General features: G+C 59.9%; 17 protein-coding genes. 14 read left to right on the plus strand and 3 right to left on the minus strand.

The features are described 5' to 3' along the window. Nucleotides 1-66 precede the first annotated feature (66 nt). The 4 genes from BMAGN_RS03260 to BMAGN_RS03275 all read left to right on the plus strand — a co-directional run bounded on the left by BMAGN_RS03260 (nt 67) and on the right by BMAGN_RS03275 (nt 4,139). Complete coding sequence (locus BMAGN_RS03260) at nt 67-798, plus strand: response regulator transcription factor (RefSeq protein ID WP_034250304.1); 732 nt, start codon at nt 67-69, stop codon at nt 796-798. A gap of 19 nt (nt 799-817) precedes the next feature. Then, entirely contained in the window at nt 818-2,584 is a 1,767-nt protein-coding gene (locus tag BMAGN_RS03265) for a HAMP domain-containing sensor histidine kinase (protein ID WP_051892913.1), read from the plus strand. 166 nt (nt 2,585-2,750) lie between these two features. Further along, entirely contained in the window at nt 2,751-3,140 is a 390-nt protein-coding gene (locus BMAGN_RS03270) for a cold-shock protein (protein ID WP_022859279.1), read from the plus strand. Between the two features lie 3 nt (nt 3,141-3,143). Further along, nucleotides 3,144-4,139, plus strand: a complete 996-nt coding sequence (locus tag BMAGN_RS03275) for a DUF3027 domain-containing protein (RefSeq protein ID WP_022859280.1) — start codon at nt 3,144-3,146, stop codon at nt 4,137-4,139. A gap of 110 nt (nt 4,140-4,249) precedes the next feature. On the opposite strand, the gene BMAGN_RS08265 is transcribed toward BMAGN_RS03275, so the two are convergent. Beyond that, on the minus strand, nt 4,250-5,233 hold the full coding sequence (locus tag BMAGN_RS08265; RefSeq protein ID WP_022859281.1) for a universal stress protein: 984 nt from the start codon (nt 5,231-5,233) through the stop codon (nt 4,250-4,252). Between the two features lie 153 nt (nt 5,234-5,386). Here BMAGN_RS08265 and BMAGN_RS03285 point away from each other — a divergent pair, with 153 nt between their 5' ends. Together BMAGN_RS03285 and BMAGN_RS03290 are read left to right on the plus strand one after the other, a co-directional pair. Further along, nucleotides 5,387-7,945: an ATP-dependent Clp protease ATP-binding subunit gene (locus BMAGN_RS03285; protein WP_022859282.1), complete on the plus strand. Its 2,559-nt coding sequence runs from the start codon at nt 5,387-5,389 to the stop codon at nt 7,943-7,945. 172 nt (nt 7,946-8,117) lie between these two features. Next, a complete protein-coding gene (locus BMAGN_RS03290; RefSeq protein ID WP_022859283.1) occupies nt 8,118-8,723 on the plus strand; it encodes a hypothetical protein in 606 nt (201 codons plus the stop codon). 182 nt (nt 8,724-8,905) lie between these two features. Here the strand turns inward: BMAGN_RS03290 and BMAGN_RS03295 are convergent, their stop codons facing one another. After that, nucleotides 8,906-10,306: a DUF349 domain-containing protein gene (locus tag BMAGN_RS03295; protein ID WP_022859284.1), complete on the minus strand. Its 1,401-nt coding sequence runs from the start codon at nt 10,304-10,306 to the stop codon at nt 8,906-8,908. 135 nt (nt 10,307-10,441) lie between these two features. Between BMAGN_RS03295 and hisS the strand changes: the two genes are divergently transcribed. The 3 genes from hisS (at nt 10,442) to BMAGN_RS03310 (ending at nt 14,715) form a co-directional block, all read left to right on the plus strand. Then, a complete protein-coding gene (gene hisS, locus BMAGN_RS03300) occupies nt 10,442-11,839 on the plus strand; it encodes a histidine--tRNA ligase (RefSeq protein ID WP_022859285.1) in 1,398 nt (465 codons plus the stop codon). 62 nt (nt 11,840-11,901) lie between these two features. After that, entirely contained in the window at nt 11,902-13,698 is a 1,797-nt protein-coding gene (aspS, locus tag BMAGN_RS03305) for an aspartate--tRNA ligase (protein ID WP_022859286.1), read from the plus strand. A 222-nt stretch (nt 13,699-13,920) separates the two neighbouring features. After that, the gene (locus tag BMAGN_RS03310; RefSeq protein ID WP_022859287.1) at nt 13,921-14,715 is read left to right on the plus strand and encodes an alpha/beta hydrolase family protein; all 795 of its coding nucleotides are present in this window, start codon (nt 13,921-13,923) and stop codon (nt 14,713-14,715) included. 78 nt (nt 14,716-14,793) lie between these two features. Here BMAGN_RS03310 and BMAGN_RS03315 read toward each other — a convergent pair whose 3' ends face one another. Then, nucleotides 14,794-15,573, minus strand: coding sequence for an acetoin reductase (locus BMAGN_RS03315; protein WP_026501896.1), 780 nt, complete (start codon nt 15,571-15,573; stop codon nt 14,794-14,796). 303 nt (nt 15,574-15,876) lie between these two features. Here BMAGN_RS03315 and BMAGN_RS03320 point away from each other — a divergent pair, with 303 nt between their 5' ends. The 5 genes from BMAGN_RS03320 (at nt 15,877) to BMAGN_RS03340 (ending at nt 20,425) form a co-directional block, all read left to right on the plus strand. Further along, complete coding sequence (locus BMAGN_RS03320) at nt 15,877-16,659, plus strand: alpha/beta hydrolase (protein WP_022859289.1); 783 nt, start codon at nt 15,877-15,879, stop codon at nt 16,657-16,659. 284 nt (nt 16,660-16,943) lie between these two features. Next, the gene (locus BMAGN_RS03325) at nt 16,944-17,708 is read left to right on the plus strand and encodes an amino acid ABC transporter ATP-binding protein (protein ID WP_022859290.1); all 765 of its coding nucleotides are present in this window, start codon (nt 16,944-16,946) and stop codon (nt 17,706-17,708) included. 69 nt (nt 17,709-17,777) lie between these two features. Further along, the gene (locus BMAGN_RS03330) at nt 17,778-18,623 is read left to right on the plus strand and encodes a glutamate ABC transporter substrate-binding protein (protein WP_022859291.1); all 846 of its coding nucleotides are present in this window, start codon (nt 17,778-17,780) and stop codon (nt 18,621-18,623) included. Nucleotides 18,624-18,625: 2 nt separating this feature from the next. Continuing rightward, nucleotides 18,626-19,303 (plus strand): amino acid ABC transporter permease, encoded by a 678-nt coding sequence (locus BMAGN_RS03335; protein ID WP_026501899.1) that lies wholly within the window; start codon nt 18,626-18,628, stop codon nt 19,301-19,303. Nucleotides 19,304-19,309: 6 nt separating this feature from the next. Next, on the plus strand, nt 19,310-20,425 hold the full coding sequence (locus BMAGN_RS03340) for an amino acid ABC transporter permease (RefSeq protein WP_022859293.1): 1,116 nt from the start codon (nt 19,310-19,312) through the stop codon (nt 20,423-20,425). Nucleotides 20,426-20,570: the final 145 nt, after the last annotated feature.

Here is a 20,570-nt window from a genome sequence, read left to right on the forward strand (position 1 = left end):
GACCCGTTACTACTATTCCAGAAGATTCTCAGGAAACTTTCAGAATATAGGACAACCATGTCTATTATGAACAAGAATACTGAAGCATCGCTCGTAGTGGTAGACGACGAGCCGTCAATTCGCGAACTGCTTGTGGCTTCCCTTCATTTTGCTGGTTATGAAGTCGCCGCGGCCGCGTCAGGTTCTGAAGCCATCGAGGTTATTGAACAGACGCAGCCCGATCTCATCCTTCTGGACGTCATGCTGCCGGATATCGACGGCTTTACCGTCACGCGCCGCATCCGCCAGGAGGGCATTACCGCGCCTGTGCTATTCCTTACGGCACGCGACGACACCCAAGACAAGGTCATGGGATTGACCGTGGGCGGCGACGATTACGTCACCAAGCCGTTCAGCCTTGAAGAAGTGGTGGCACGTATCCGCGCCATCCTGCGCCGTACGCGCGAACCGGCCGAGGACAACCCGATCATCCGCGTGGGCGATTTGGAAATCAACGAGGATTCCCACGACGTGACGCGCGCGGGACAGCCCATTGAATTGAGCCCGACCGAATACAAGCTGTTGCTGTATTTGATGGACAACGAGGGACGAGTACTCTCCAAGGCGCAGATCCTGGATCACGTATGGCAGTATGATTGGGGCGGCGATGCGGCAATCGTGGAATCGTGCATCTCCTATCTGCGCAAGAAGGTCGACGACATCACGGTAACCGACGAAGACGGCACCACGCACAAGGTACAGCCGCTGATCGAAACCAAACGCGGCATCGGCTACATGATTCGCGCACCAAAAGAGTAAGTAAACCAAGGGGGTCTTCATGCCTCGCGCCAAGGCGAGTGCCACTACTACCTCATCCGCACCATCGTCGCAACGACCTGCCCAGAAAGCCAAGGACAAACGCCGCAAACCCGGCGTCGGCGTTTCACTGAGCACCAAGCTCGTTACGCTTATTATCGTGTTGCTGGCAGTGGGCACTGCGAGTATCACGCTGTCGATTCGTGAGCTCGTAAGCAACTACCTAATGGAAAAAACCGACTCCCAGCTGCTGCAGCAGTCCGAGCTCGTGTTCCGCAATACCGACATGCTGGAACACAGCTCGGGCTCGCAAAGCGGTCTGACGAGCTATTACGTCAAGGTCTACAGCAACCAGCAGGGCGTTGCGACCACGCTTGTGCAGCCCGTGTTCAAGGACGGGGTGGTATCCTCTCCGGTATTGCCCAACGACGGTGATTTGCAGGGGCACCGTCTGGGCGTGCCGTTTACTACGGACGCCGTGGTCTCGCTGCGTGACGTGAAGCGTCCGCCGAACCACGCCACGCTCGAACAGGCCGAAGCGCCATGGCGCGTGGTGGCGTTGACATGGGTAAATAAGACAAGCAACGGCACCAGCCAGGATCTGGGTATCGTCTATATCGGCCTGTCGCTCAGCGACCAGCTTGACACGTTGAGCATGCTGACGCGTTTCTGCGTGCTGGTGGGCATCGCGGTGGTGTTGTTGGGCGGCGTGATCAGCGCGCTGGTGGTGCAGCGCACGTTGAAGCCGCTCAAGCGCATCGAGAAGACCGCGGCGCAGATCGCGGACGGCGATTTGAGCCAGCGTATTCCGGAGGCGCCTGTCAATACCGAAGTCGGCTCGCTGTCGCGTTCACTTAACAAGATGCTTGGTCATATTGAACACAGCTTCAAGGAGCAAGAGGCCACCACGGAGAAGATGAAACAGTTCGTCTCCGACGCAAGCCACGAACTGCGCACGCCTTTGGCCGCCATCCACGGTTATGCCGAGCTGTACAAGATGCAGCGCGCCATGCCGGACGCCTTTGAGCGCGCGGATGACGCCATCGGACACATCGAGGCCTCCAGTACGCGCATGACGGCGTTGGTGGAAGATCTGCTTTCGCTCGCTCGCTTGGACGAAGGCCGCGGTGTGAACCCGACCCAGCAGATCCGCATGAGCACGATCCTGAACGATTCGATCGACGACTTGCACGCGTTGGATCCCGAACGTGAGATCGGCACGGGCACCTTGACGGTGAACACGCATAACCCGAAGCATCCCGAGCTCATCTTCCATCCGGGCGATTTCCCGGATGTGACGCTGAACGTGGACGGCAACCGCCTGCACCAGGTGGTCACGAATATTGTGGGCAACATCCACCGTTACACGCCGGCCAATTCCCCCGTGGAATTCTCGCTGGGCGTGGTCAGCCTCGACATGAGTCCGCGCCAGATGGTCAAGCTCGCGCCCCGGCAGGAGTCGCTCGCCAAGATCATGCACAAGGTCAGCAAGGACGGAGCGCACGATCCCAAGAGCACGCAGTACGTGGTGGCGCGGTTCACGGACCATGGTCCCGGCGTCCCCGAAGACAAGCTCACCAAGATTTTCGAACGGTTCTATACGGCCGATCCGTCCCGAGCCCGTCAGAAGGGCGGCACGGGCCTCGGCATGTCGATCGTGCTGTCGGTGGTGCAGGCCCACTACGGCTTCATCTGCGCTTCGCGTACGCCGACGGGCGGCCTGGCCTACACCATGCTGCTGCCGCTGAGCCAGGATTTTCGCGAGCAGCGCGATGAGCATGAATTGTAAGGATCGTCCGCTGCCCATGTACGTCACACGAATCATGCGATAGAGTATGGTTCGGTTTCAGCTGCGCCTCATATTGGGGCGCAGCTCTTGCGTAAGAACGTCCCGTTGACGGACGGCGGATACGGATAATACATATAGAAAAGACATAGACAAAAAGAAGGTGGCAATGCCCAGCGGAAGGGTGCGTTGGTTCAACGCGAATAAAGGGTACGGTTTTATTGAAAACGAGCACGGCAAAGACGTGTTCATGCCGGCGACGTCGCTGCCGGCCGGCATCAAGAACGTGCGTCAGGGCGCGCCGGTCGAATATTCGCTGATCGACGGCCGAAGGGGACCGCAGGCGATGAACGTCCAGCTGCTCGCGGCCAAGCCGTCCTTGGTGAAGGCGACACGTCCCAAGCCGGACGACATGGCGGCGATTGTTGAGGATCTGATTAAACTGTTAGATGCCGCTGGCAACCAGTTGCGTCATCACCGGTATCCGTCTACCGCGGAGAGCGCCAAACTTGCGAAGGTGATGCGTGCCGTGGCGGACAACTTCGATGTACAGGATTGATGTATGGCTTTAGGTGATGTGGACCCGCGGGCGATTGCCCGAGCCGTTGCTATTGAAATGGCGGCGGACCCGCAGGAGGTCGGCGAATTCGCCGGCGTGCAGGAACTGGACAACCAGGTGACCGATTTCCGGTTCGTCTCGCTCAAAAGGGGATATGAGGGCTGGCAGTGGTCGGTCACCATGTTCCATGACGAGGACGCGGACCGCTGGACCGTGGACGAGTCCACGCTCGCGCCCACCGACGAGGCGTTGCTCGCGCCCAAATGGATTCCGTGGAAGGACCGCCTGGAGCCTTCGGACCTGTCCGTGACCGACGCGTTGGGTACCGATCCGGACGACAAGCGTCTCGAGCCGGGCGTGGACGGCGAGCAGAAGACGGACGACGAGGACCGTGCGGACGCGCAGGAGACTGAGCAGATCGTACAGGAATTCGATTTGAGCAGGCGCCATGTCTTGAGTCCGCTGGGCCGTTCCCAGACCGCCAAGCGCTGGTACGACGGTCCGCACGGACCCAAGTCGCTTTCCACGCGCGCGGCGGACGGCAATACTTGCGAGACGTGCGGATTCTTCATCCCGTTGCAGGGGGAACTCAACTCCATGTTCGGCGTGTGTGCGAACCGTTGGAGCCCGGACGACGGCCGTGTGGTCTCCCTCGATCACGGTTGCGGCGAGCATTCCGAAATCGAGCCGCCCGAGCCGTCGCACATCTGGATCCAGACCAAGCCCGCGTACGACGATCTGCATATCGACATCGTGGCGCAGCGCGCCCGCGAGGAGCGCTCCGATGTGGAACTGATGGAGTCGTACGAAAATCAGGAGGAACAGCAAGCGCAGGACACGGGCATCGAGACGGTGGACGTGCCGGAATCCGAAACGTTGCGCGAGGCGGAAATGGCCCACGCCGAACAGGAAGCGGCCATCGAACAGGCCGAACAGCCCGCGGTCGAGACGGTTCAGGAATCGGAACCGGAGACGGACGCGCAGCCGGCCGAAGACTGATCCGGTTCGTCAATCCGGCAACAATAAAGGGACTTGCATTACGCGAGTCCCTTTATTTATTCTATTTAATTTATATATATGATCGTAATTTATATATAATCGAGATCCGTTCAGTGCACGATCGTCACGTTGCATTCGGCGGAATTGAGCACCTGCTTGGAGACGGAACCCAGGAAATGGGCGTCCAGTCCCGTCAATCCGCGCGAGCCCACCACAATATGGCGCGCGTAACGAGACGCACTGACGAGCCCCTTGCCCGCCGAAATATGGAACGTGTCGATATGCACATCCACATCCTCGGGCAGCTGGGCGCGCTCCACCATCGCTCGCACCTTGTTCTCCGCAAATTCTTGCGCTACCTTCATTGGCGGCACCGCGGTCTCATAGCCCTCGATGGATCCCAGATCACGGTACTGCCAACAATACATCACATGCAACGGCGCATTGTGGATGCGCGCCAGCGAAGCCGCGAACAGCAGCGCGTTGCGTGAATAGTCGGAACCGTCCACACCCACTACGATCGGCCTGCTCGTACGCGGAATGGGAGAGGTGGGCCGCTCATAGCGGTACACCTGGTCGTCGGGAGTCAGCGCGTTGGCGATCTCGTCCTGCACCGTCAAATCCTCGTCCGAAGAAGTGCGGATCACCGTGACGGGAACAAGCGCCTCCTCGGCCAGCGACATGGACAGCGAACCGCGGATAAAGCGCAGGAACTTGTTCATTGTACGGCGCCCCACCACAATCTGCTGCGCGTTCTTGCCAATGTCGAGCAAGGCCGTGGAACCCGACGACTTGAACGACGTGAGACGGATCTGTTCATCTGCCAGATCAAAATTATCGAGAGCTGAATCCACCCACTCGCGCAACTGGTTGGCCGCGCGCGTACGCAACTTCTGCTCGTCCTCTTCGGTCTGCGGTTCGGGACCCATGTCCCAGCTGTACGACCACCCGTACACGGCGTTGACGGTCTGGCCCGTAATCTCGGCTTGGCGCAACGCCCAGCGCAATGCTGCGAACGATTCCGTGGTGCCGTCGATGCCCACCACGATGTCGGCGGTGAGCGCGGCGTAATCATGAATTTGCGTCTGTGCCATCATGCCCCCTTTAGCTTTGCCTATGTAAATCAGCATAGCGTAAAGCTTTTGTAGAGAACAGATATCCGGAAAAATGAAAGTGCAGATATTGGAAATAAACGTCACGTCAAATTTGTAGAGTGATGAAGGATTGTACAAAATGGAAGGACAAGCATGTTCGAACGGTTTACAGACCGTGCACGACGCGTGATTGTGCTGGCGCAAGAGGAAGCTCGCGCCCTGCAGCACAACTACATCGGCACCGAGCATCTGCTGCTTGGGCTGATTCGTGAAGGCGACGGAGTGGCCGCGAAGGCGCTCGCCGCCAAAGGCGTGACGTTGGACGATACGCGCAAGCAGGTTGTGGAAATGATCGGCAAGGGGAATGCCGCGCCAAGCGGACATATTCCTTTCACTCCGCACGCCAAGCAGGTGCTTGAGCTTTCGCTGCGTGAAGCGTTGCAGCTCGGTCACAGCTACATTGGCACGGAACATATTCTTCTCGGCCTCATCCGTGAGGGCGAAGGCGTGGGCACGCAGGTGCTCATCAAGATGGACGTGGATCTGTCCGACCTGCGCAGCACCGTGATTGACGCCATCCGTGGCAACTCCACGGGCGAAGGCGACAAGGGCGACCTTGCCAACGCCGGCGGCGTGCAGGACAAGCGCAACCAGAACGGCTCGGCCATTCTCGACCAGTTCGGTCGCAACCTGACCGTGGAAGCCGCCGAAGGCAAGCTTGATCCGGTGATCGGCCGTAGCTCGGAAATCGAGCGCGTCATGGTGGTGCTTTCCCGCCGTACCAAGAACAACCCGGTGCTTATTGGCGAACCTGGTGTCGGCAAGACGGCCGTGGTTGAAGGCCTGGCGCAAAAGATCAACGCCGGAGACGTGCCGGAAACGCTTAAGGGCAAGCAGGTGTACTCGCTGGATCTCGGTTCGATGGTGGCCGGTTCGCGCTACCGTGGCGATTTCGAGGAGCGACTCAAGAAGGTGCTCAAGGAAATCAAGACGCGCGGCGACATTGTGCTGTTCATCGACGAGATCCACACGATCGTGGGTGCGGGCTCCGCGGATGGCGCTCTGGGCGCTTCCGACATGCTCAAGCCGATGCTTGCCCGTGGCGAGCTCCAGACGATCGGCGCTACGACTACGGACGAATACCGCAAGTACATCGAGAAGGACGCGGCGCTTGAACGCCGTTTCCAGCCGATTCAGGTCAACGAGCCGTCGATCGCGGAAACGATCGAGATCCTCAAGGGCCTGCGCGCGCGGTACGAGAACCATCACCACGTGACGATCACGGACAACGCGTTGCAGTCCGCCGCGGAGCTTTCCGCCCGCTACATCCAGGACCGCAACCTGCCCGACAAGGCTATCGACTTGATCGACGAGGCCGGAGCGCGTTTGCGCATCAAGCGCCTTACGGCTCCGCCGGAGCTCAAGGATCTCGATACGCGTATCGCCAAGATCGCCAAGGACAAGGATGAGGCCATCAAGGACCAGGAGTTCGAGAAGGCCGCGGAGCTTCGCGACAAGCAGGAGAAGCTCGAGTCCGAGCGCAAGGAGAAGGAAGAATCCTGGCGCGAGGGCGAATCCGATGTGAAGATGGTCGTGGACGAGGACGTTATCGCCGAAGTCATCTCGCAGAACACGGGTATTCCGGTAGTCAAGCTGACGCAGGCCGAGTCCAAGAAGCTGCTGAACATGGAAGCCGAGCTGCACAAGCGCATTATCGGCCAGGACGAGGCGGTTTCCGCCCTGTCCCGCTCGATTCGCCGTACGCGCGTGGGTCTGAAGGATCCGCGCCGTCCCTCGGGTTCGTTCATCTTCGCCGGTCCGACCGGCGTGGGTAAGACCGAGCTGGCCAAGACGCTCGCCGAATTCCTGTTCGACGACGAGGACGCCTTGATCCGTGTGGACATGTCCGAGTTCTCCGAGAAGTATGCCGCGTCGCGACTCTTCGGTGCGCCTCCGGGATACGTGGGCTACGAAGAGGGCGGCGAACTGACCGAAAAGGTACGCCGCAAGCCGTTCTCCGTGGTGCTGTTCGACGAAATCGAAAAGGCCCATCCGGACATCTTCAACACGCTGTTGCAGGTGCTGGACGACGGCCACCTGACCGATGGCCAGGGGCGCAAGGTCGATTTCAAGAACACGATCATCATCCTGACGACGAACCTCGGTACGCGCGACATCGCGAAGGCCGCGAACACGGGCTTCAACTTGGGATCCAACACCGAGTCGAGCTACCAGCGCATGAAGGACCAGGTCTCGAACGAGCTCAAGCAGCAGTTCCGTCCGGAGTTCCTCAACCGTCTGGACGACATCATCGTGTTCCGCCAGCTTACCGAGCCGCAGGTGCGCGAGATCGTCGACCTCGATGTCAAGGATCTCAACACGCGCCTGTTCGAGCGCCACATGGAGATCGACCTGACCGAGCGCGCCAAGGATCTTCTGGCCGAGAAGGGCTTCGATCCGCTGCTGGGCGCCCGTCCGTTGCGCCGCGTGATCCAGCGCGACATCGAGGACGCCATCTCCGAGAAGATCCTCATGGGCGAGCTGACTGACGGCGAACGCATCGTGGTCGACGCCCAGGGCGAAGGCATCTTGGGTGAATTCACGTTCACGGGCGAGCCGTTCTCACAGACCCAGAGCGAACAGGATTCCGATGAATCCGAGAAGCAGCCTGAAGCTCAGCCTGAGGCCGACACCAACGCGGAAGCCGCGTAAAAGGCAGTAATGCCAAGGGTTTAAGTGCAGTATGCACATTGTGATGGGCCCGCATGTACCAAGGTGCATGCGGGCCCATCTGCATATTCGCATGCAATGTTCAGAAAGCTTTCAGATTCGCGTTCGTACCATGTGACCGTTACAAAACATGACGTCCAATGAAGGGATCGTGATGACGATGGAAGCTATTGAGATTGAATCCGTGAGCGGTTGCGACCTGAACGCTCAGGAACTCGAAAACGAATACACCGAGTATGTCAAGAGCGAATATGCCGGATACTTCCCGGATTCGCGCGGTGTGTCCCTGCTCGGCCAGGACTTCGTGCGCCTGGTTGCCCAGCAGATCGACAAGGAGCACAATGAAGGCGAGGAAGTGGAATTTGAGGGAGACGCCACCGACGAAGTGGTAGCCAACCTGCGTGAGGCCCTGCAGATCCACACGTTCCGCGCTCCGCTGCTGGCCATCGCCCGCACGATCGTGTCGAGCTGGATCGAAGAGCGCTTCGGACACCATGTCGCCACCAAGTCCTGCGGCACGCTGTTCAAGTCCTACTGCGACTCCGTACTGCAGCCCGTCAACGACGACAAGGAAATGTCGCTGAACACGGCCCGCTACGTCGCTGAAGGCGATCGCGTGCAGGAGCTCGTCAACGAGGTTCCGGAAACGAACATCGACCACCTGAGCGGCGACCATGCCCAGGCCGGCGTGTTCCTCGTGTTCGACGGCGTCAAGTACAACGGCCCGCGTGAAGACGCGAACATGCTGATGTTCGAGTGATCTCGCTAGTACTGCCGCACTGAATTTTTACGATTTGCATATGCTAAGGGGGTGCTTCCTTCGGGAAGCGCCCCTTAGCTGTTATATAAGTTTCAAGCGGTCTGGCCCAGCTCCGGCGGCCATTGTCAACACCTGCCAGCGCCGCCGGGGGAGAACCGGGCAAACGCCCGATTGCCTGACGGTCACTTGATGGCGTTCAGCCACTGTTCTTTGGTCGCCTTTTCGGCTTCCAGCTTGGCCTTCTTCTTCGGATCCTTCTCTGCGGCGATCTGCTCGGTGATCTGGGCGAGCTGCTCCTGGAGCTGGCCTTCGAAGCTGGACTTGCGCGCGTCGGCTTCCGGATCGGAACGCTTCCATGCGGCGTCCTCCACGGCCTTGATCTGGCGGTCCACGGCGTCAAGGCCCGATTCGATACGGCCCTTGTCGTCACGCGGCACGTAACCGATCTGGTCCCATTCCTCCTGGATGGCGGCGAGCTTCTGTCGCGCCTGCTTCGCTTCCTGCGCGTTGTTCACGGGCAGCAGCGCCTGGGCCTGGGCGAGCAGCGCCTCCTTCTTGGAGAGGTTCTCGCACTCCTGGGCGTTTTCCTCGTCGCGGGCGGCCTGGCGTGCATTGTAGAACGTGTCGCAGGCGAGACGGAACTGTGCCCACAGTTCGTCGTCCTCGCTGCGGCCGGCGCGTCCCGAGCGCTTCCAGCGGGCCATAAGGTCGTTGAACTGGCGGCTTGTTTCGGCCCAGTTCGTGGAATCCTTGATCTCGTTGGCTTCGGCGATGATGGCTTCCTTGGCGGCGCGGGCCTGCGTATGTTCGGCCTCGCGGTTCTGCGACCACTTGCGGCGTTCCTGGTTGAACTTCGTGCGGGCGGTGGAGAAACGCTTCCACAACACGTCGGCTTCCGTCTTGTCGATGCGCGCGGCCGTGCGCTGATGCTGCTGCCACTGGTCGAACAGCGAACGGAACTTGGCGGCGGTGTTGCGCCAGTTCGTGTTGTCGCCGAGGCTCGCGGCGATCTGTTCGGCCTCTTCCACAATCTGCGTGCGTTCGGCGATGGCCTTTTCCATGGCGGCCTTGCGTGCGGCGGCGATCTGCTCGCGCTTGAGTTCGCCGGCTTGCTTGAGCTTGGCGAACTGCTGCTGCAGCGCGTCAATGTCGCCCACAACATCCGGATGGGCCACTTCATTGCCCAATACGGTCAACGTCTCTTCAATCTCGCGAGGCTTGATGTTGCTGGCCTTCAAGCGAGTGGCGAACAGGTCGAGCTTCGACTTGAGCTCGAGGTAGCGGCGCGCATACAGGTTGAGCGCCTCTTGCGCCGTTGCGTTCGGGAACTGACCAACCTCACGTTCCGAACCATCCTGGCGAACAAATACGGTGCCGTTGTCGTCAACGCGGCCAAACGACTGCGCCTGCTCGAGCGCTTGCTGCTCGTTCGTGGCATGTGCGCGGACGGGAGCGTGGGTGTTTTGCGCAAGCGCGGCGGGAGAGGGAGCGTGTGGTTTCACGGTTGCCGGGGTGGGCGCCGTCTGCGCGTTTCCCTTGGCGGTCTGATGAGATTCAGCAGTGGTGACAGTGTTGTCGGCCATAGTCAGCTCCTTAGCTTCAGTGACAGGCGGGTTTGGCCAACTCCTTGGCCGGTTCCCATAGGCCTCTAGTCTACGAAGAGCCCCAGATACAGGGTACGCATAATTTATACGTAACCCCACATATTATATGGATTCATGGCAAAAGGTTCATCTATTTCAGGTTTTCCAGAGTGGCTTCCGTCGGAACGCGTCGTTGAGCAGCGCGTTATCGATACTCTGCGCAACGTTTTTGAGCTCAACGGTTTCATCGGCATTGAGACGCGTGCCGTGGAGCAGGGTTCCAGCCTGCTGAAGAAGGGCGAGACCAGCAAGGAAATTTACTTGCTGAGCCGCTTGCAGGACGTCGGCAACGAGGCGGACACGCCGGTCGAGGACCGTCTCGGCCTGCATTTCGATCTTACGGTGCCGCTGAGCCGCTACGTGGTGGAACATTCCGGGGCCCTCGCGTTCCCGTTCAAGCGTTGGCAGATCCAGAAAGTGTGGCGTGGCGAGCGTCCTCAGGAAGGCCGCTTCCGCGAGTTCGTCCAGGCCGACATCGACGTGATCGGCAATGGCGATCTGCCCGACCACTATGAAGTGGAGCTTCCACTCGTCATGGTCTCCGCCCTCGAACGACTGCGCGAGTTCGGTCTGCCCAAGGCCACCGTGCACGCTAACAACCGCAAGCTTTCCGAAGGTTTCTACCGCGGGCTCGGCCTGGAAGATATTGAAGGTGTGCTGCGCGAAATCGACAAGCTTGACAAGATCGGTCCCGACGAGGTGACCAAGCTGCTGGTCAGCGAATGTGGTGCTACCGAGGCCCAGGCTCGCGCCTGCCTCGAGCTCGCCGACCTGAACGCCGCCGACGGCGCGGAACTTGAAGAGAAGTTCAACGCCCTGTGCGACGCCCACGGCATCGCGCATGAATCCGAAGCTTACGATCTGGCCATGCAGGGACTGCGCACGCTGGCCATGATTGTGGACGAAGCCGCTCGCATCCGTCCGGGCGCCGTGATCGCCGATTTGAAGATCGCCCGCGGCCTTGACTATTACACGGGTTCAGTATATGAGACGTTCCTCGATGGTGCGAGCTCTCTTGGGTCAATCTGTTCTGGTGGTCGTTACGACAACCTTGCGTCCCAGGGCAACAAGAAGTACCCGGGTGTGGGCCTGTCCATCGGCCTGTCCCGTTTGGTGTCGTACATGCTGCACACGGCCGGCGCGGAAGCCTCCCGTGTGTCCCCGAGCGCGGTGCTCGTGGCCGTGTGGGACGAACAGGATCGCGCGACGTCGAACCATATCGCGCAGGCGCTGCGCGACCGCGGCATCAGCGCCGATGTGGCGCCCACGGCAGCCAAGCTCGGCAAGCAGATCAAGTACGCCAGCAAGCTCGGCATCCCGTACGTGTGGTTCCCGTCGGAAGCGAACGAGGATACGGAACACGAAGGCGACGAGGTGAAGAACATCATTACCGGTGAACAGCAGCCGGCCGATGTGCGGTCTTGGGAGCCGGATACTGTGTATGCCCAGCAAACGGTGAGCGTCAACGCCTGAAATACTGGGCGTGTCGGAACTGCGAACGGAAAATTTAACACACCATTGAGAAGTGAGGAAGCATGAGCCAGACGGCTTATCGTACACATCATGCCACTGACGTGACCGACGATTTGGTCGGCAAGCGCGTTACCCTTTCCGGTTGGGTCGACCGCCGCCGCGACCACGGCGGAGTGGCATTCATCGATCTGCGTGATTCGACGGGCCTGATCCAGGTCGTGATCGATGACGAGGACATGGCTCGCCCGTTGCGTAACGAGTTTGTTGTCGAGGTCGAGGGCACCGTTCGCCTTCGTCCGGAGGGCAACGCCAATGACCATCTGGCCACGGGCAAGTACGAGGTCGTCGCCGACAAGGTGACGGTGCTCGCCAAGTCCGCCGCGCTGCCGTTCCAGGTGTCTACGGCTCTCGAGAACGAGACCGAGACGAAGCTGCCGAGCGAAGAGACTCGCTTGAAGTACCGTTACCTCGACCTGCGCCGTCCCGCCATGCAGCGCAACATCAAGCTGCGTTCCAACATGGCCAAGGCCGCACGCCGTGCCCTTGACGAGATGGGCTTCACCGAGGTGGAAACGCCTACGATGATCAAGTCCACGCCGGAAGGCGCCCGCGATTTCGTGGTGCCGGCCCGCTTGGTGCCGGGCTCGTGGTACGCGTTGCCGCAGTCCCCGCAGCTGCTCAAGCAGCTGCTCATGGTCTCTGGCGTGGAACGCTACTACCAGCTGGCCCGCTGTTACCGTGACGAGGACTTCCGTGCCGATCGCCAGCCCGAGTTCACGCAGCTCGACATGGAAATGGCGTTTGTGGACCAGGAAGACGTGATGGCCATGGCCGAACAGGTCATCAAGGCCATCTGGGAGTCCGCGGGTTACGAAGTGACGCTGCCGCTGCCGCGCATCACGTGGCAGGAAGCCATGGACAAGTATGGTTCCGACAAGCCTGACCTGCGTTTCGGCAACCCGCTCGTGGAACTGACCGACTACTTCAAGAACACGCCGTTCCGCGTGTTCCAGGCTCCGTACGTGGGCGCCGTGGTGTTCAAGGGTGGCGCTTCCACTCCTCGCCGCCAGTTCGACGCATGGCAGGATTGGGCCCGTCAGCATGGCGCCAAGGGCTTGGCCTACGTGCAGTTCATGGAAGGTGGCGAACTCAAGGGTGTCGCCAAGAACTTCTCCGAGGAAGAGCGTGCGGGACTGCGCGAAGCCGTCGGCGCTGAAGAGGGCGACGCCGTGTTCTTTGCCGCCGGCTCCCGTGAATCCTCCCAGCTGCTGCTGGGCGCCGTGCGTGTGGAACTGGCTCGCCGTGCAGGCCTGCTGGATCCGCACCAGTTCGCGTTCACGTGGGTGGTGGACTTCCCGCTGTTCAAGAAGGCCGATGATCCGGATGACGACGATGTGGCGGTCGGCCACTCCCAGTGGACGAGCATGCACCATCCGTTTACCATGCCGAGCAAGGACTGGATCGACACCTTCGACAAGGATCCGGAACACGCGATGAGCGACTCTTACGACATCGTGTGCAACGGCAACGAAATCGGCGGTGGTTCCGTACGTATCCACCGCGACGATATCCAGGACCGCGTGCTCGACGTGCTGGGCATTTCTGAGGACGAGGCCAACGACAAGTTCGGCTTCCTGCTCGAGGCCTTCAAGTACGGCGCTCCGCCTCACGCGGGTATCGCGCTGGGCTGGGATCGTGTCGCCTCCATTCTGGCAGGCGTCGATTCGATCCGCGACGTCATCGCCTTCCCGAAGGCCGGCGGCGGCCGCGATCCGCTGACGGGCGCTCCGGCTCCGATTTCCGCCGAGCAGCGCGCTGAAACCGGTGTGGACTACGATCCCGACGAGGACGAGGACTGATCGATTCAATTCCGTTCAGGATCGTAGCGCCATAGTGCGCATATGACGATATCCCCGCTTCCACAAGGAAGCGGGGATTTTTCTTTCGTCCCGATAGCTGAATACAGGAAACCGCAGGGAAATCTCCATATACTGGGCGCCGGTTTGCCCATGGCGCACAGTGGCACTGTCGAATTGCGAAGGCCATGCGGCAATCGTCCATGCTCTACAAGGAGGTCGGATATGACGTTTCAGGTGGAAGATCTAAATATTGAACGCGAGGGAGTGGCCCTGCATACGCGCATTACGCGCCCCGAGATGAACGGAACGACGGGGCGCAAATATCCGGCCGTCATCATGATGCACGGATTCCTCGGGAATCTGGGATACGAACCGGACAGCCTGTTTGCGGAGCTTTCCGACAAGCTCGTGGCCGAAGGCTTCATCACTGTGCGTTTTGATTTTGACGGTCGCGGAGAATCGGGAGGGGAGCGCAACGGATTCGACGCATACCGCGAGATCGAGGACGCCATGGCCGTACTCGAATACGTGCGCAATCTCGATGAAGTCGACGAGATTTCGCTGCTCGGCCATTCGTTTGGTGGCGTGATCGCGGGCATGACGGCGGGACTGTATGCCGACGTGATTCATACGCTCGTGCTTATGGCTCCGGCCGCCACCGCTAAAACCGATGCGCAGGCCGGCCATGTCCAGAACGCGCAATTCGATCCCGAGCATGTTTCCGAGCGGCTCGTGATTCCGGGGCGTGACGCCACGATCAGTGGACGGTTCCCGCGCGTGGTGCGCATGTTGCCGATTTATGAGACGACCAGCGCGTTCGAAGGGCAAACGCTGTGCGTGCAAGGCCGCGACGACGCTGTCGTGAGCCCCCACGCTTCCGAAGAGTACGCCAAGGTCATGCCGCATTGCGAAGCATCCTTCTACAACGATCTGGGGCACACGTTCATCGGCAAGGATCGCGGCGAAGCGCTGGAAGAAATCGCCCAATTCTTGATCGCGCACTATACCGTGGAATAGGCTCAATACTCGCAATAGCAATGTCCCCGTCTCCTTGCGGAAACGGGGGCATTATCGGTTGTTGACCTATATGGCGCGTCAGCGGTACTGCATGCCGCCGTCCACGATAACGGTCTGGCCCGTCACGTAATCGGCGTTCTTGCTGGCGAGGAACGACACGACACCGGCCACGTCGCCCGGAAGCTCGCAGCGTCCCAGTGCGATCGTACCGACCATGTCCGTGAAGTTCTGGCCGATCGGCTTGCCGTTGAGTTCATGCATCTGTTCGTCGATGAACGTCCACATTGGCGTGTCCACAATGCCCGGGGCGTAGCCGTTGACCGTGATCTGGTGCGGCGCAAGCTCCTGGGCCGCAGCCTGCGTGATGCCGCGCACGGCGAACTTGGTGCCCGAATAGGCCGCCAGTGTGGGGAAGCCCTCGAAGCCGGCGATGGAGGACGCGGAAATGATCTTGCCCTTCTTGCCCAGCTCGATGAACTTCGCGGAAGCGGCTTGGATGCCGTAAACCACGCCGAACACGTCGATGCGGTAAATCTGCTCGAGCTGTTCAGGCGTGATGTCGCCGATCGGAACCACCTGGCAGATGCCGGCGTTGTTTACCATCACGTCGATCGTACCCAGTTCGCGAACCGTGTCCTCAACCAGTCCGAACACGTCGTCGCGGTCGGAAACGTCGGTCGGACGGAAGAACGCCGTACGTCCCACGGCTTCGATCTGGGCGATCGTCTCCTGCGCCTCGTCGCGCTGGGACTCAAGATCGGCGACGGCGATGTCGAATCCGTCTTCCGCAAGCTTGACCGCGATACCGCGGCCGATACCGCGAGCCGCACCGGTAACCACTGCAACTTGAGTAGTCATACATATTCCCTTCTACGCGCGCATCAGAATCCTGTCGATTGCTCGGCAATGCACGCGATGCCCCCATAGTGGCGGGTTCACCCGCAAATTGCAAGTATTTTTCCAAGGAACCGCAATACGGACGCATGACGATCGTCAAACGGAATTGCCGTGTCCATAAATCCGTCCATAAATATGACCATGATCATGGTCGCGCGGCCCGCAGCCGCAGCATAATGCGCCCTGAAATGAATGAAAACGCAAGAAGCGCGAAGCGTCCTACTCTAAAACCATAAGATACGATCCATAGGAAAGGGAACCCTTATGGTAGGACGCAAGAAAATAGAAACCGACATCGACCGCGACGGACTGCCGATCCACGTGCGCATCGAACGCGCGGCGGACACCATACGCAGGCCCGCCGTCATCATCATGCACGGACTGCTTACCGACAGCGGCTACAACGGCGGACTCATGCAGGACATCAGCGACATGCTCGTGGACGCCGGCTACATCAGCGTGCGTTTCGACTTCAACGGACATGGCAAAAGCGGCGGCGCATTCGAAAAATCCGACGTGTTCAACGAGACGGAAGACGCCATCGCCGTACTCGAATACGTGCGCAAGCACGCCAACGTCAGCGACATCGCGTTGCTTGGCCACTCCCAAGGCGGCACGATCGCGGGCATGGTGGCCGGCATGTACGCGGACGTGGTCAAGGCGCTGGTCATGCTCTCGTGCGCGGCGTCGCTCAAAGACAACGCCCTGCGCGGCGACCTCATGGGAGTACCATTCGACCCGCTACACGTGCCCGACGTGATCGACCTGGGAGACGGCCACCGTTTCGACGGCAAATACTCGCGCATCAACCAGATGCTGCCCGTATACGAAACGGCCGCCCGCTTCCACGGTCCGGCGCTCGCCATCCAGGGCGGCGAAGACACCGTGGTGACCGAACCCGTGGCCAAGAACTACGAGGCGGCCATGACCGATTGCCGCGCGAGCTACTATGAACACCTGACGCACGGATTCGAAGGTTCCGACCGCCAAGAGGCGCTGGGCGAGGCGCTCGCGTTCCTGAACAATTCGCTGCACATGGAAGACTGATTGCCCCAAGCGCTGCATAATTATTCGGTGCTTTGTAACTTTTGTATTACCGATTCCGAGACGCACGCCACGGCGATATGCGTCCCGCGACCATATATGGGGTATGGAGAAATGGTGGAGAATCGCACTTTTTCTAGGGGAATACAAAGGTTGTCCAATATGTTGGACTCAGGGGAAAAAGATGCATCAATGCGCATGTTATGCAGCTATTGACTCGTAATGTTTACAAAGGATTTATAGACTGGCTGACTATGACCCAATTAACTGAATCGACAACGCCACAAATGCTGCCTCCTCTGGTCGAGGACAATCCGAAGTATTTGGTTGAACTTGAACATGTGGACAAGCATTTCGGCAATTTGCATGTGTTGAAAGATATCAATCTGCGCGTGAAGAAGGGCGAGGTACTGGTAATTGTAGGGCCTTCGGGCTCCGGCAAGTCCACCATGTGCCGCACGATCAACCGCCTGGAGACTATCGATTCCGGCGTAATCCGCATCGACGGGCAGACGCTGCCGCAGGAAGGCAAGGAGCTCGCACAGCTGCGCGCCGAAGTGGGCATGGTGTTCCAGAGCTTCAACCTGTTCGCCAACAAGACGATTCTTGACAACGTGACGCTGGCCCCGATCAAGGTGCGCGGCATGGACAAGACGCAGGCCGAACGCGAGGCCATGGACCTGCTCAGCCGTGTGGGTGTCGCCTCCCAGGCTTCAAAGATGCCGTCCCAGCTTTCTGGCGGCCAGCAGCAGCGCGTGGCCATCGCCCGCGCACTGGCCATGCATCCGAAGGTCATGCTGTTCGACGAGCCGACCTCCGCGCTGGATCCGGAAATGGTCAACGAAGTGCTTGACGTCATGGTCGAACTTGCGCGAGAAGGCATGACGATGCTGTGCGTGACGCACGAAATGGGATTCGCGCGCAAGGCCGCCGACCGCATCGTATTCATGGCGGACGGCCAGATTCTGGAACAGGACACTCCGGAAGGGTTCTTCGAGCATCCGAAGACGGAGCGAGCACAAGACTTCCTGTCCAAGATTCTCACCCACTAAATACGTATGCGCCATGCCGCCGGGCGCGGCCATGGCGCGCTTTTCTTCGCAAGAAGGGTTACCTATACAATGAACCGTCCACACAAATCATTGCGTGCGCTATGGCGTACGTGCATCGCCGCGGTCTGTACCGTGGCGTGCGTGGTTGGCGTGGCCGCTTGCGGATCGCAAGACTCGGCGAACGGCAACGTGATTAAAATCGGCATCAAATTCGACCAGCCGGGACTCGGCTTCAAGAAGTCGGGCACCTATGAAGGCTTCGACGTGGACGTCGCGAAATACATCGCGCGTTCCATGGGCTATTCCGAGGCGCAAATCGTGTTCAAGGAAGCGCCTTCCAAGCAGCGTGAAGCCATGCTGCAAAACGGTGACGTCGACATGATCCTCGCCAGCTATTCCATCACGGACGAGCGCAAGCAGGCCGTCTCCTTTGCGGGCCCGTATTTCGTGGCCGGACAGGATCTTATGGTGCGTACCGACGACCATTCCATCAATGGCCCCCAAGACCTTAACGGCAAGCGCCTGTGCTCCGTGACGGGTTCCACTTCTGCCGTGGTGGTCAAGGAAAAGTTCGCCAAGCAGGTCCAGCTCATGGAACAGCCGGGCTATGCGGAATGCGCCACGGCCCTCTTTAGCGGCATTGTTGACGCCGTGACCACCGACGACATTATTCTCGCCGGTCTCGCGTCCGCCTCGCGCGGCCGCCTGAGGGTGGTCGGCAAGCCGTTCACGCAGGAATACTACGGCGTGGGCATCAAGAAGGGCGACACGAAGCTCGCCACCGAGATCAACGACGCCATCGAGGACATGATCCAGGACGGCTCATGGAATCGCGCCATCGAGGAAAACACGAAGGGCACGAACTATGAACCGGATTGGAAGTACAATCCGCCGACGCCGGACGAGGGGGAGTGAGCATGGAAGCGTTCGTTTCACTATTCCAGTCCTATAACATTCTTGGCGCGTTCCTCGTCAACATCGAGTTGACGTTGTGGTCGGCGCTGTTCGCCGCCGTGCTTGGCGTGATCCTCGTCATGATGCGCATCGCGCCCGTCTCGTCCTTGCGCGCCGTGTCCGGCGCGTATGTGGAGCTGTTCAAGAACATGCCATTGACGATCATCATGGTGTTCATGGTGCTGGGCGTGTTCGCGCAGTTGAAGCTCAGCTTCTCGGATACGTTCTCGGTGAACTTCTTCTGGCTTGCCGTAGTGGGCCTGAGCCTGTATACGGCGGCGTTCGTGTGCGAGTCGCTGCGTTCGGGCATCAACACCGTGCCGCTCGGACAGGCCGAGGCCGCCCGTGCGCTCGGCATGAACTTCATGCAGTCGGCCACGCAGATCATCCTGCCCCAGGCCGTGCGCGGCTCCGTGGCGCCATTGGGCAACACGTTGATCGCGTTGCTGAAGAACTCGACCGTCGCGGCCGCCGCTTCGGTAGCCACCGAAACCTCGTCGTTGATGAGCGAAATGATCGAGTACCGTCCGGACGTGATCATCCAGATCTTCCTGATCTTTGCCTTCGGCTACGTCATCATGATCATTCCGATCGGTTTGCTGACCACGTACCTGTCCAACAAGCTCGCGGTGAGGAGGTGACGCGCAATGAATCGTGCACAAGAAAGTAGCGTACTGTTCGACGAACCGGGTCCCAAGGGACGCAAGCGCATCCGCATTCTCAATTGGGTCGCCGGCATCATTTTCGTGGCCGTCCTCGTACTTATCCTCATGCGCTTGCACAATCCGCCGGACGGCGAAAACCAGCTGAGCTGGGAATTGTGGAAGCCCGCGCTGGAATGGGAAGCGTGGAGCGACTTCTACCTGCCCGGCTTGTGGGCCACGTTGCGTGCCTCCATCGTCGCCGTGATCGGCGCCGTGATTTTCGGCCTGTTCTTCGGCATCGGCCGTCTGCTGCCGAGCGCGGCCGTCCGGGGCGTGTGCGCCATCGTCATCGAATTCTGCCGAGCCGTGCCCGTGCTGATCATGATGATCTTCTTCTGGCGCGCGTTCGCGTTCGCGGGACTGCCGAGCCCCGCGTACTGGTCCGTGGTGCTGTCGCTTATTTTGTACAACGGATCCGTGGTGGCTGAGCTCGTGCGTTCGGGCGTGGGCAATTTGCCGCACGGCCAGCATGAGGCCGGTTTGGCATTGGGCCTTACGCGCACGCAGTCGCTGATGAGCATCGAGGTGCCGCAGGCCATTTACGCCATGTTGCCCGCCGCCGTCACGCAGCTCGTCGTGGTGCTTAAGGACACGGCCCTCGGCTCCATCATCATGTATACGGACCTGTTGCAGGAATCGCGCCGTTTGGGTTCCATGTACTTCAACATTCTGCAGACGCTCGTGGTGGCCGCCGTCATCTACTTCATCATCTGCTGGCTGTTGAGCCGTCTGGCCGAATGGTTGCCGAGCCGCATGCAACGCCACACGCTGGCTCCTACGGAAACCGAGCCGACCGCCCCGATCGCCGCGGGTGACGCCTCGAACGTGAACCAGATCGCCGTGGCGCGCGAGGGGCGTCCGCTTGGCGGCGCCCAGCGCCTGTACCACGTGCACCACCGCGGCACGAACGCGGCCATCGACGAATGGCGCCATACGCGTTACGTGCAAGGCTTCGATGAAACGCATCCCGAAAGCCAGAAGGACGTGCGCAAGCACACGCTTGGGTCGGGCGACCGTTGGAACAAGCACAAGAAATCGGGAGAAAACCATAAGGAATGACCCCCGTCACTAACATCCGCGACACGCCTTATGGCGTCTTGCACGTGGCATGGAGTGGACAAAGCTGAACATGTAAGCTGTCGTCCATGGATTTTCCCGGATGAAAGCAGCATATTCAAAGGCAATTCCCAGAATGCCGGCATCG

The sequence above is a fragment of the Bifidobacterium magnum genome, from assembly GCF_000741255.1.
GTDB classification, from domain to species: Bacteria; Actinomycetota; Actinomycetes; order Actinomycetales; family Bifidobacteriaceae; genus Bifidobacterium; species Bifidobacterium magnum.